Source organism: Kangiella shandongensis (assembly GCF_020005365.1).
GTDB classification, from domain to species: domain Bacteria; phylum Pseudomonadota; class Gammaproteobacteria; order Enterobacterales; family Kangiellaceae; genus Kangiella; species Kangiella shandongensis.
This window is the reverse complement of the sequence record NZ_JACNML010000001.1, coordinates 422478-434682: the sequence shown is the minus strand read 5'-3', so window position 1 is coordinate 434682 and position 12205 is coordinate 422478. Positions and strand designations below refer to the sequence as shown.

The following is a 12205-nucleotide window of genomic DNA, read 5'->3' as shown; positions in this document are numbered from 1 at the left end:
GTGATGTCAGTTACTTCCTGATGAATTATTACAACTGGGAGCGACCGCATCAATTTAATGATGGTCTACCACCGGCAAAAGCCGAGAAATTAGCTAAAAAGGTGTCCGGGTTTTGTTGACCACTACAGCCACTACAACAAGCTACGAAAAAAGCGAATGTAAGGGGAAATTAACAGTAATAGAAGAAGATAAAGCGTTAAGTAAGGTAAATGTGGATATATTCTACGCCCTCTCGGGAGTTAAATAATTAGGGTCAGCTAGCGTAGGGTGCGTTGCAACGCACCGTTTTTCTGGGGTGCGTCACGACGCACCCTACGTTTACTGCGGAAAGGACGGTTATAAAGTAAGAGCACATGTAAAGATTAAAGGTGCTGGATTTGGCGGAGGCTGGCCTGTAGGGGCGACTGGCTCGGAGATAACTTTGAATGACCCTTCTGATAATGCTTACGGTAAAAGTTTGGAAGGTACAGCTATGGTGACAACATTGGGTGCAAGCGTAGGAATTGGGTGGCAATATTATAGTGTTAATTTTGGTACTGTTTCTGCATCTGGGTTTTCAATAACTGGTGGATTTGAGGCTGGTGGAACGGCTCTAGCGGGGCATAGCGAAATTGATAATACGCCTGGTACTTTTAAAAGATCAAAGTGTGGCTGTAAAGATGAGTAATACATTATTCGTATTATTCCTTTTCTCAGTAATACTAAATATTTTTTCTTCAATTGTTCTTGTGAGCAAATTGAAGAAATTTTATCCTGAGCTTTACAAGAAATATAATTATCCAGACGGGATTTTCATATCTTCAAAGAATGCTGAATTTTTCGGAGAGTTTGTCCTTACAAGTTGTTATAAGCATTATTTGGATGTGAAGCACTACAAGTTTGTGTATATAGTAAGAATTACCAGTGGACTTGGATTGCTATTATTTATAATGCTTTGTGTATCAATTCTTTCAGGTAAAGGATAAAAGGTAAGCAAGCGTAGCCTCGAAAGAACGTAAGCTAGCGAAATAATTGGGGTCAGAGTCTGACGAATCCCCACAAAATAGATAATTAATTCATAAAGTTAAGGAACATTCATGACGTTTGGTGATCAGATCTATCGCCAAACAAACCGTCACAAGGAAACGCCATGAATGTTGAAAAAGTATTGCATAATTTGCTCGGAAAATCCTCCCTTAACTGCCATAAATCACGATTAAAAGCACTGGCCACCAACGTTGACTCCTTACTTCATGGCCAGTGCCTGTCCGTCACCGGCTTAGGCCGTTCAAGCAGACGACAGTGTCTTACCAAGCACGCCATTAAACAGAGTGATCGGCTCGTCGGAAATCATCGTTTAGAACAAGACAGCTCACGGTTTTATCAAGCTATTTGCCGCCAGCTTATTAAGCACCGGCATCCTCGTATCTTAATTGATTGGTCAGACTTAACTGAAGATAGGGCTTATATTGTGCTAAGAGCATCACTGGTGTTCGACGGTCGAAGTATCACGCTCTATGAAAAAGTTCATAGCCTTAAAGAGTATGGTGGACGTAAAGTTCAGCATCAGTTTTTGCATAAGCTATCCCAGTTACTCCCCTCTAACTGTAAGCCCATCATTATTACTGATGCGGGCTTTCTAGTGCCATGGTTCAAAGTGGTCGAGTCATTGGAGTGGTACTGGATTGGTCGACTCAGAGGCAGCATTATGGTGAAAAGGAGTGGCGCTTGGATTAAATGCAACACTTTATATGCTCAGGCAAACTCGCGCATAAAACGTATTACCGATACGGAAATAGCGATGAGTAATCCGCTTCCTTGCCATCTGTATTACACTCAATCTAGGCCTAAACGTCGTAAAAAGATGACCAAATTAGGCGCTGTTGCCCGCTCTAAGCATAGCCAGAAAAACGCACGGCGAGAATCATCGCCTTGGATGATTGTTACCAATCTGCCTTCGACACTCGCTAAACCTCAAACCGTCATTAACATCTATAAAACCCGTATGCAAATCGAAGAAAGCTTTAGAGACATGAAGTCACACCAATTTGGTTTAAGCATGCGCTACAGTTTAACCAGGAATGTGCAACGATTAACAAACTTATTACTGATTGGAATGCTGACAGCCTACATTACTTTAATCTTGGGCTACCAGGCTGAGAAGATGAAACTGCATTACCGTTATCAGGCAAACACCATAAAGAACCGAAGGGTGCTATCACTCCAATACCTTGCCCTACAAATTATTAATGACGTTGGACTCAGGCACTCTCATAGAGACTGGTTACAAGCAATGTCATTAATCAAAGAAAAACTGTACTATGAACTCAGCTAAATTCGTGGGGATCCGTCAGGGTCAGAGTCGATTTAATTATTTTGTGAAGGAGATTAAGGAAAGGTTATGTTTTATAAGAAATTAGCCAGCTAGCGTAGGGTGCGTTGCAACGCACCGTTTTCTGGTTGGCTGAATATTTGGTGCGTCACGACGCACCCTACGTTTACTGACTGTTTTGGCTTCTTTAACGAATGTCCTTCTGCTTTATTGGAGTATCTAGGGCTATGACATATTTTGTTCCTGTAGCCAAGAAGAGCAGAGTTGAGCGGTTGGTAAATCAGTGGGCAAAGAATGAGTGAAAGCTATAAACTAGCTACGGAGTGAGAGAGGGATGGATTGAAACTTTTTAAATACTTTTTGAGCTTAGTTGCTATATCTCCTGTTCTGATTGTGTTGGGCTTATATGTTTTGAAACCAGCTGACATGAGGATCTTTTGGGACTATTTAGCCAGTGACTTTGATAAACCAGAAATAATCATTAGTGAGCAGATATCCGATAACTTTAATGAACCTTATACTTATTCAATAAATTTGGATGAAGATCGGTATTATGAGGTTGGCTTCATTTTCAATGAAAACACTCAAAAATATAGACCGAAAGTATCTTTAGGGAAGATTGGATTCGATATATATTGTGGACAAGAGTTAATACTCAAAGAGACTGTGGATAATTACGTATATGCTAACTATCAAGCTGGTGACTTAGACTATTTAAGGAAGATAGTTATTGCGCGTTTCCCTATGGGTATGTTCACAGTAGATGATAATTGTCAGTTAACTATAGATATGACTCGTGCTAATAAAAAGGCACTTAGTGATAGAGCCAAGCTTTATTACGGTCTATCTAATTATTTGTAAAAAAGCCCCGATTACCGGGGCTTCTTTATTGCTACTATGCGGCGTCACGCTCATCTTGCGAAGCTTGATGGTCTTCATACATTTTTTCTAGTTTTCTGGAGTTAGCTAACAAGTACTCAAATGATGCTAGCGATGCCTTTGAGCCTTCGCCCATGGAAACTACAATTTGTTTGTAGGGTACAGTGGTGACATCCCCGGCGGCATAGATACCCGGCTGCGATGTTTCGCATTTTTCGTTAATAATAATCTCGCCGAATTTAGTGGTCTCAACTACATCACCTAGGAAGCTGGTATTCGGTACTAAACCAATCTGTACAAACACACCATCCAGGGCGATGCTGTGAGCGGTTTCTGTGGCTCGTTCCTGATATGAAATCGATGACACTTTACCACTGTCTGCATGAATTTCTTGCGTCGCGACATTTTTCAAAATGGTGATGTTGTTTTTGGCTTCTGCCTGGTCGACTAACACTTTGTCGGCTTTTAATTCTGGCATAAATTCAAACACGGTTACGGATTTTACGATTCCTGCCAAATCCAGTGCGGCTTCGATACCTGAGTTGCCGCCGCCGATGACTGCGACATCTTTGCCTTTAAAGAAAGGGCCATCGCAATGTGGGCAGTAGGCAACGCCGTTACCGATATTTTCTTTTTCACCGGGAATGCCGAGCTCTCTCCATTTAGCGCCAGTAGCAACAATCACTGTCTTAGTGTCAATCACTTCGCCAGATGAGAGAGCGATGTTTTTAATATCACCTTGATTAATTTCGGTCACTCGCAAGTGCTCTTTAATCGTAATGTCGTATTCGTTCAGGTGTGCCTGTAGTGCTCCGGATAATTCGGGACCGGTTGTATTCGGGACAGAAATTAAATTTTCGATGCCCATGGTGTCTTTAACCTGTCCACCAATGCGATCGGCAATCAATGTTACTTTAAGACCTTTGCGTGCGCTATAAATGGCGCTGCTGACACCTGCTGGACCACCGCCAATGACAACAACGTCCTGTAAAGGAAGCTTATCGCGCGAGTCAGTTGTTGCGATTGATGGCTCCTGCTCCAGTAATTTATCGATGAGCTCTGCTGCTGTCACTTTACCGTTAGCGAATAGTTTACCGTTGAGATAGACGCTGGGAACACCCTGAATATCTCGTTCTTCGATAACATCCTGGAACAGACCGCCATCAATCATTTCTGCTGAAATGTTTGGATTCAGCACAGCAAATTGATTCAGAGCCTGTACGACGTCAGGACAGTTATGACAGCTAAGGCTGACAAACACTTCAAACTTCATTTCCTGGCCCACTTTTTTGACCATGTTTTGCAGCGAGCTATCCAGCTTGATCGGCGTTCCTGCTGACTGCAGTACCGCCAATACTAATGAGTTAAACTCGTGACCCGATGGGATGCCTGAAAATTGAATTCCTGTGTCGGTACCATCGACTTCAAGCAGGAAACTGATTGGGCTGCGAACTTTGCCATTAAGAGATTCTTTATTAAGATCCCGTTCTTCGAACTGGAGCTTATCGCTAACACTGGCAAAGCCTTCTAAAAATTCTTTTAGTTCATTGCGCTTTGAATGTTCACCGGTTTGCAAGACGAAAGTCACCGTCTTCTGCATCTCTGCGGTATAGCCTTTCAAAGTTTCTAAGATTTGATTGTTGAGCATGTTAACTTTCCTTCTTACAAGTATTGGTTTCAGGTTCAGGCCTGATGAGCCTTTATAAACTCACCAGGCTATTGCTTGCCGGCTAGTGTGGATTAGATTTTGCCAACCAAGTCCAGCGAAGGTGCTAGAGTATCTTCGCCTTCTTTCCATGCTGCTGGGCATACCTGGCCTGGGTTATCGCGAACGTATTGAGCGGCTTTAATTTTACGCACCAACTCTTCAGCATCACGGCCAACACCTTCTGCTGTGATTTCCATTACTTGAATTACGCCATCAGGGTCAACAACGAAAGTACCGCGATCTGCTAACCCTTGACCTTCGCGCATAACTTCAAAGTTGCGAGTGATTTCGCCCGTTGGGTCACCGATCATGCCGTATTTAATTTTTCCGATAGTGTCTGATGTTTCGTGCCACGCTTTGTGAGTGAAGTGTGTATCAGTGGATACTGAGAACACTTCGACGCCACGCTTCTGCAGTTCTTCGTAGTGATCCGCCAGATCGCCAAGCTCTGTAGGGCATACGAAAGTGAAGTCCGCTGGGTAGAAAAAGAATACTGCCCATTTGCCTTCGATATCCTTGTTAGATACTTCGACAAACTCGCCATCTTTAAATGCTGTTGCGTTAAACGGCTTAATCTCAGTATTGATAAGTGCCATGTTTGGCCTCCTGTTAATTTATTTAAGGTTGTATGTGATTACGGTGTTAATTATAAAGACGGCTTGTGTTTAGTAAATTTGAATTAATTGATGTTTATATTCTAAAATACTGAATATGGATCGCGTTAGGATTTAATCATGATTTCGTTTAAACAGTTGATCTACGCTCTGGCGGCGGAAGAAACGCTACACTTCAAGAAGGCGGCAGAGAAGTGCAATATCAGTCAGTCGGCTTTAAGCACTTCACTGACACAGCTGGAAGAGCAGCTGGGCGTGCAGATCTTTGAGCGGGATAATAAAAAAGTGCTGGTCACGCCAATAGGGCAGGAAGTGCTAAACAGGGCGCGCGAGATTGTGATGCAAATGGACTCTCTGCAACATTTGGCTGAAGGTCTGAAAGAGCCGCTGAGCTCCCCATTATCGGTGGGTGTGATCCCGACTATTGCACCTTACTTACTGCCAAAAATATTTCCTTTGCTCAACGAAAAATATCCGCAAGCTGAGCTGCGTATTGTCGAGGAGCAGTCGCATGTGCTGGTGGATATGGTGCGCAAAGGGGAATTGGATACGGCCATCCTTGCTTTGCCATTCCCGCATAAGGGGTTATTAGCTCTGGAATTTTGGCAGGAAGATTTCTACTGGGTCACTCTTAAGGGAGACAAACACAGTCAGCAGAAGGAGATCACCAGTGATGAGTTGGTACAAAGTAATCTGATGTTACTGAAAGATGGTCATTGTCTGAAAGATCATATTCTAGACGCCTGTAAGTTGGGGGCTGATGCTGCTGAACATGGCTTCGGGGCGACGAGTCTGAATACATTGATTCAGATGGTTATGGGGCGGCTTGGAACAACGCTGATCCCTGAAATGGCGATGGAGCAGTTGATTTCACAGAATAATGCGTTGTCAGCGGTCCATCTGAACGAGCCAGGGCCACACCGACGAATAGCTTTTCTAATTCGTCCTAACTTTACTCGGTTATCAAGCGTCGAAGCATTAAAGGGTGTATGCCAAGAGGCGTTAGATAAGGCCGTAACTTAAGTCATAGGGTGAGGCTTCCCCCGGTTCTCGCCATGAATTCGCCTTGCGGGCTATAGGCTCGGTCGTGGTTTTGTGTATAATGCGGTGTTTTAATTTCCAGTATAAATTCTAGGTTTTCTAGCAGATGGAACAATTATTCGAGTTTTTTGGCAATCACCCTTTCTTAGGAACCGCGTGGTTAGCTTTCGCATTATTGCTTTTGGTTAGTATTCTAAAAACCGCAACCAGCGGCAGCAAGTCTTTGACACCCTTGATGGCGACTCAGCTCATCAATAAAGAAGAGGCGCAGGTTGTTGATTTAAGAGCTGTTGCTGACTTTAATAAAGGCCATATTCATGGTTCAGTTAATATTCCTTTCACCAAGTTGAAAGATAGTATTAAAGACCTTGAAAAATATAAGCAAACCCCCATTATTATGGTCTGTGCCACCGGTGTGCAGTCGGGCAGTGCGGCAATTTTATTGCGTAAGCATGGCTTTGAGCAAGTGCATAAGCTCAAGGGTGGCATTCAGTCGTGGAGTGGCGATAACTTACCACTAGCAAAAGGTTAGGTCTTTATTATGGCTAAAGTTGAGATGTACACTAAAGGTTATTGCCCTTTTTGTGTTCGCGCGAAACATCTGTTGGATAAACTGGATGTGGCGTATCGTGAGATCCCTATTGATGGTGATAGTGAGCTACGTCAGCACATGATCTCACTTACCGGCGGGCATACCGTTCCACAGATTGTAATCAATGAGCAACCCATTGGTGGTTGTGATGATTTATATGCGCTGCACGCAGCTGGTAAATTAGAGCCGATGCTAGAAGCTTAGTACGGCAAATTTATACTATTACAACAATCAAAATATCGATTTAATAAGAGAGTACAGTTATGGCAGAGAATGAAAATGCAGTAAATCAAGGTGAGCAAAACGTTGAAACTCCAGAAGGTATGCAGTTAGTTGTTCAAACTATCTATGCAAAAGACATTTCTTTTGAAGCTCCGAACTCGCCAGACATCTTTTTAGAGCAATATAAGCCGGACATTAACGTTAATTTAAATAATCGCGTTAAAGATTTAGAAAATGACAGCTATGAAGTTGAACTTCAAGTAACCGTGACGTCTAAAGTTGGTGAAAAAACAGCTTATATCGCAGAAGTAAAATACGGTGCTGTTTTCGGCATTAAAGGTATGGAAGACGAAGTTCGTAGTCGTCTGTTGAGAACTTTCTGCTGTGAGCAATTGTTCCCATATGTCCGTGAAGCAATTTCTGAGGCGGTTTCTCGTGGTGGCTTCCCGCGCTTTGTGCTCCAGCCGATTAATTTCAACGCTCTGTATGAGCAGGCGCAACAGCAAGCTGCTCAACAGCAGGAAGAAGCTAACGCTTAATGTCTGATCATAAGTCTTTTGCGGTTCTGGGAGCAGGTTCCTACGGAACCGCATTAGCCATTGTTTTAGCCAGCAATGGCCATCGGGTAAAAATGTGGGCGCGAGATATACAGCAGGCACACGCCATGCAGGAAGAGCGCTCGAATACTCGATATTTACCCGATGTGGCTTTTCCGGAGACCTTGCAGGTCTCGAGTGATATTGCTGAGGTCATGAGTGACCCAGCTGTGGTGTTGGTTGCGGTGCCCAGTCATGCTTTCCGCTCAGCACTGGAAAGCATCAAACCTTATCTATCTAACACAACACCGATAATTTGGGCCAGCAAAGGCCTCGATCCGGATACGGGTGAGTTGTTGGGTAATGTACTGATAGAAGAGCTGGGTGGGACGCAACCTCACGCAATTTTATCCGGTCCCAGTTTTGCCAAAGAAATGGCACATGGGATGCCAACGGCAATCAGCCTGGCCTCGAACCAGCGTGAACTTGCCGAAGAGCTTGCGCTCGACTTTCATAATGATCGCTTCCGCGTTTATATCAGTACGGACGTCATCGGCCTGCAAGTCGGTGGTGCGGTTAAGAATGTGGTGGCAATTGGTGCGGGTATCGCCGATGGTTTAGGGTTCGGCTCGAATGCGCGTACGGCGCTGATTACTCGCGGCCTGGCTGAGATGAAGCGCCTCGGCGTAGCACTTGGCGGTAAACCAGAAACCTTTAATGGTATGGCTGGGATGGGCGATCTGGTGTTGACCTGTACTGATGATCAGTCCCGCAATAGGCGCTTTGGTCTGGCTCTAGGGCAGGGCGGTGATCGCGAAGGGGCTGAACAAGCGATTGGGCAGGTGGTCGAAGGCGTTCGAAACGCTCATGAGATTCATATGCTGTCTGAGCGCGCCGGTGTAGAAATGCCGATTTGCGAAGCTATCTATAAAATCATTTACGAAGGCGAAGATCCGAAAGCGGCAGCGCACGAGTTGCTGACTCGAGATTTAAAAGCCGAGTCTTAACCTACTCCAAAGAAAAGACCAAAAGTATACCTAAATATAGATGATAGGCTGCGGGTATAAGAATAAACCAGCAAAAGATATAAACCCCAAAGTGTACCTTATTCTTTGCAAATAAGCTGTAAAGTATGTTGGGTAATGACTGGGCGATTAAAATTATAAAGCCTACCCAAAACAGATTGCCAGAAAAGGGGAAGTCAGTTAGGTGATGAGCGTGTCTTATAATATAAATGTGACTAAGAGTCTGAATAATCCAACATAACGCAAGGCCTATGCTGAGGGTAGCTTTGTTAGTAAATTTCTTGTACAAAGAATGTAGGATAAACCAAGGTAAAGTCCAAGCTGTAATAATTAACAGTAGCTCTTTTTGTGTCAATAAGTCCATTTCATGTAATCCTGCTGAATGAGTTTAATTTAGCGTAGTAAACCCCAGTTGCCTAAGTGCTTCAAACGCCATAATAGCCGCTGTATTGGATAAATTCAGGCTCCTGCTACCATCCTTCATTGGAATGCGTAATAGCGTCGCTGACAGCTCTTGCAGGATATGCGCGGGCAAGCCTCGTGTCTCGGGGCCGAAAATAAAATAGTCCTCATCCTGATAGTTGATTTCGTGATAGTGTTTTGAGCCTTTTGTACTAAGAGCAAACAGCCGTTGTGGTTGCTGGTCTTTTTTAAAGGATTCGTAATTATCATGAATAATAACGTTGGCCCACTCGTGATAATCGAGACCGGCACGACGCATTCGCTTATCGTCCAGCTCAAACCCCAGAGGTTTAATTAAATGCAGTTGCATACCGGTATTGGCACATAGGCGGATAATATTACCGGTATTTGGTGGAATTTCGGGTTCGAACAGGACTATGTGTAGCATCAGTTATTCTTCTTTCTTGGGATTATTCTGCTGGTTCCAGTATTGTAGTTTGCGGGTCAGTGTATTGCGACCCCAGCCTAAAATTTTAGCCGCTTTCTGTTTGTGATCCTGACTCAGGCGTAAGGCTGAGCGGGCTATGAACTGTTCGAACTCCTGTTGCATTTCTATCAGCACTTCGCTGTTACCCTGGTGATAATCGCTGTCGATTTTTTTTTCGATATGCTGTAGCCATAATGGTAAGTCACTGGCTTCCTTGTGACTGTCTAAAGCTCGCTGACAAAGCTTGATAACATGGTTGATATCAAATGGCTTAGGCAAATAGTCAAAAGCACCGAGCTCATGAGTTTTGCTGCCGAGATCGGTGTCGGCATAGGCCGTTATCATGATCACTGGTATCTGTGGCCAGTTGAGGTTAATGGTTTCCAGTAATTCCAAGCCTGTCATACCACTCATTTGAATATCCGTGATTACAAGATCGGGTTGCTGCTCCTTGATGAGCTCCAATGCCTGCTGGCCACTGTCACAGGCTAAGACTTTCATCTGAGCATTATTTAAGGCTCGCGCCAGCACCCAGCGAATGGAGCTGTCATCATCGACTACGAGCACGGTATGGCTTAATTCATTCGTTTGCGTCACGGTTTTTCTCCAGTGCGGTAGTGATGTCATTCGGTAGGCTGCTGTTTTTCTTTATGACGGGTAGGTAAATACTAAAACAGGTTTTGCCAGGCGCGCTGTTAAATTCGATTAATCCCTTTTGTTGCTGAATCAGGCTTTGTGCAATGCCCAGGCCAAGACCGCTACTGTTCTTTCCACTAATCAAGGGAAAGAAAATATTAGGCTGTAATTCTGCTGGAATGCCGGGGCCATTATCCTCAACCTGAACGCAGACCGTCAACGGGTACTGGGTATCGTCAATGGTGTGGCGTGGCAGAGCTCGGGTGCGGAGGGTGATAGTCGCTTCTTGTTGCGACTCGACGGCGTCAATAGCATTTTGCGTCAGATTGAGTACGGCCTGATACACTGAGTCTGGCGCGCAGTAAAAATCCGGCAGGCTGGGATCATAGTCGCGGACAAACTCGACATGTGGTGGCAGGTTAATTGTGCACAGCTCTAACACTTTTTCCGTGGTTTCATGGATATTCATTTCGACGCGAGTTGCCTTGTGAGTTGATAACAACATCCTATCGACAAGCTCGGTTAGGCGGTTGCTTTCGTGCTCGATAATATCGGTGAATTCTTTTATTGAGTGTGCTGAGTCGTTCACCAACATTGATGATTCGTGCTGCAGTAGCTGCGCCGCACCACGAATACCGCTCAATGGGTTTTTAATTTCATGAGCCAGCTTTTGCAGTAAACGATCACTGACCCGGCTTTGCTCGGATAGCCCTTGAGCGAGCCCTCGGTGTGGAAAATGCAGTGGGTTTTGCCATTCAACGATGAGGTAGGGCTCTCTCGCCGTAAACCAGTGACCGGTAAGATCGACGGTGAGCTGCTGACCATTGAGCAGTTCCAGATTGACGTCGTCGAGAATAAACTGCCCATTTTGTCTCAACCCTTCCATGATTTCGTTCAATGGCAGGCTGTCGCTGGCAATAAAGTAACTGTAACGCTTACCGGTTAACACCTTGCTGCTGGTCGAAAAGGCTCTTTCAGCGGCTTGATTCAGGTAGACGAAGCGACCATGGGCATCAAATACAACGATGGCGGTTGAAAGGTTGTCCAGTAAACGTTCAAACTGCATGGGCTGGAGCGTGTTCAGTGGTAATGTCCGTCAAGTATAACAGCACTACAGCAAAACGCACCGTTTTGGTGCGTTTTGCCTGCCAACTAATTTCTTCGTTTATTGTGCAACCTCGATGCCCTGAGTACGTGGAATGTTATTGGCTGGCTGGACTGAATGACTTCTTGCGTTTTATCATTGATGACATCAATAGAGGCGGTATGTGTGCCCCGATCGACATTGGTCAAGTTGAAGTAGGGTAACTTTTGCGCAGAGCCATAAGCTGAGCCATCAATGACCAGTTGCAGGCTATGCTCTGCTTTAAGTTGTGGCGTTATACCGGCAATAATATTGATATTACCATCATTGGCGCGGATCCCTTCGTCATTTTGAGGGCTGTCAATGGCCAGCACTTCGTATTGGAACGCTTCTTCAGAGTCTTCGTCATTTACCTCTTGTCTGGTCCTGAAACTTGACCTGGGGGTTTCTACGGTATTTTTATCGGTATTGACTTTAACTGGCGTAGAACCAGGAATAGGTTTATCGGTAAAAATGACGTTGCCATCCTTATCGACTTTTTTATATAAAACGGTTTCGTTGGCGGCCAAAGCTGTTAATACACCGGCGCCAATGACTCCTGCAAGAAGCATTTTTACTAGCGGCCTCATAGCTGATCCTTGGATTAATGACTCTACTCTTTAGTATCT

Annotated in this window: 14 protein-coding genes; 8 read left to right on the top strand and 6 right to left on the bottom strand. The window is 44.5% G+C overall.

All coding sequences use genetic code 11. The features are described from left to right. Positions 1-421: 421 nt before the first annotated feature. The 3 genes from H7708_RS01925 (at position 422) to H7708_RS01915 (ending at position 3172) form a co-directional block, all read left to right on the top strand. Complete coding sequence (locus H7708_RS01925; RefSeq protein ID WP_223668778.1) at positions 422-667, top strand: hypothetical protein; 246 nt, start codon at positions 422-424, stop codon at positions 665-667. A 462-nt stretch (positions 668-1129) separates the two neighbouring features. After that, the gene (locus tag H7708_RS01920; protein WP_223668777.1) at positions 1130-2314 is read left to right on the top strand and encodes an IS4 family transposase; all 1185 of its coding nucleotides are present in this window, start codon (positions 1130-1132) and stop codon (positions 2312-2314) included. A 336-nt stretch (positions 2315-2650) separates the two neighbouring features. After that, positions 2651-3172, top strand: coding sequence for a hypothetical protein (locus H7708_RS01915; protein ID WP_223668776.1), 522 nt, complete (start codon positions 2651-2653; stop codon positions 3170-3172). A 34-nt stretch (positions 3173-3206) separates the two neighbouring features. Here H7708_RS01915 and ahpF read toward each other — a convergent pair whose 3' ends face one another. Together ahpF and ahpC are read right to left on the bottom strand one after the other, a co-directional pair. After that, on the bottom strand, positions 3207-4838 hold the full coding sequence (gene ahpF / locus H7708_RS01910) for an alkyl hydroperoxide reductase subunit F (RefSeq protein ID WP_223668775.1): 1632 nt from the start codon (positions 4836-4838) through the stop codon (positions 3207-3209). A 92-nt stretch (positions 4839-4930) separates the two neighbouring features. Next, positions 4931-5494, bottom strand: coding sequence for an alkyl hydroperoxide reductase subunit C (gene ahpC / locus H7708_RS01905; protein WP_223668774.1), 564 nt, complete (start codon positions 5492-5494; stop codon positions 4931-4933). A gap of 138 nt (positions 5495-5632) precedes the next feature. Here ahpC and H7708_RS01900 point away from each other — a divergent pair, with 138 nt between their 5' ends. The 5 genes from H7708_RS01900 to gpsA all read left to right on the top strand — a co-directional run bounded on the left by H7708_RS01900 (position 5633) and on the right by gpsA (position 8910). Then, the gene (locus tag H7708_RS01900) at positions 5633-6535 is read left to right on the top strand and encodes a hydrogen peroxide-inducible genes activator (protein WP_223668773.1); all 903 of its coding nucleotides are present in this window, start codon (positions 5633-5635) and stop codon (positions 6533-6535) included. Between the two features lie 124 nt (positions 6536-6659). Beyond that, the gene (locus tag H7708_RS01895) at positions 6660-7085 is read left to right on the top strand and encodes a rhodanese-like domain-containing protein (protein WP_223668772.1); all 426 of its coding nucleotides are present in this window, start codon (positions 6660-6662) and stop codon (positions 7083-7085) included. A gap of 9 nt (positions 7086-7094) precedes the next feature. Continuing rightward, positions 7095-7349 (top strand): glutaredoxin 3, encoded by a 255-nt coding sequence (gene grxC / locus H7708_RS01890; RefSeq protein ID WP_223668771.1) that lies wholly within the window; start codon positions 7095-7097, stop codon positions 7347-7349. Positions 7350-7408: 59 nt separating this feature from the next. Beyond that, positions 7409-7906 carry a protein-export chaperone SecB gene (gene secB, locus H7708_RS01885; RefSeq protein ID WP_223668770.1) on the top strand — a complete coding sequence of 166 codons (498 nt, stop codon included), beginning with the start codon at positions 7409-7411 and terminating at the stop codon, positions 7904-7906. Next, positions 7906-8910, top strand: a complete 1005-nt coding sequence (gpsA, locus tag H7708_RS01880; protein ID WP_223668769.1) for an NAD(P)H-dependent glycerol-3-phosphate dehydrogenase — start codon at positions 7906-7908, stop codon at positions 8908-8910. The genes secB and gpsA overlap by 1 nt, the downstream gene beginning before the upstream one ends. Before the next feature lie 406 nt (positions 8911-9316). Here gpsA and trmL read toward each other — a convergent pair whose 3' ends face one another. The 4 genes from trmL to H7708_RS01860 all read right to left on the bottom strand — a co-directional run bounded on the left by trmL (position 9317) and on the right by H7708_RS01860 (position 12166). Further along, complete coding sequence (trmL, locus tag H7708_RS01875; RefSeq protein ID WP_223668768.1) at positions 9317-9778, bottom strand: tRNA (uridine(34)/cytosine(34)/5-carboxymethylaminomethyluridine(34)-2'-O)-methyltransferase TrmL; 462 nt, start codon at positions 9776-9778, stop codon at positions 9317-9319. Between the two features lie 3 nt (positions 9779-9781). Beyond that, positions 9782-10444: a response regulator gene (locus H7708_RS01870; protein ID WP_223668767.1), complete on the bottom strand. Its 663-nt coding sequence runs from the start codon at positions 10442-10444 to the stop codon at positions 9782-9784. Beyond that, positions 10398-11519: a nitrogen regulation protein NR(II) gene (glnL, locus tag H7708_RS01865; RefSeq protein ID WP_223668766.1), complete on the bottom strand. Its 1122-nt coding sequence runs from the start codon at positions 11517-11519 to the stop codon at positions 10398-10400. Before glnL ends, H7708_RS01870 begins: the two co-directional genes overlap by 47 nt. An 86-nt stretch (positions 11520-11605) precedes the next feature. After that, complete coding sequence (locus H7708_RS01860) at positions 11606-12166, bottom strand: DUF4124 domain-containing protein (RefSeq protein WP_223668765.1); 561 nt, start codon at positions 12164-12166, stop codon at positions 11606-11608. Between the last annotated feature and the right edge of the window lie 39 nt (positions 12167-12205).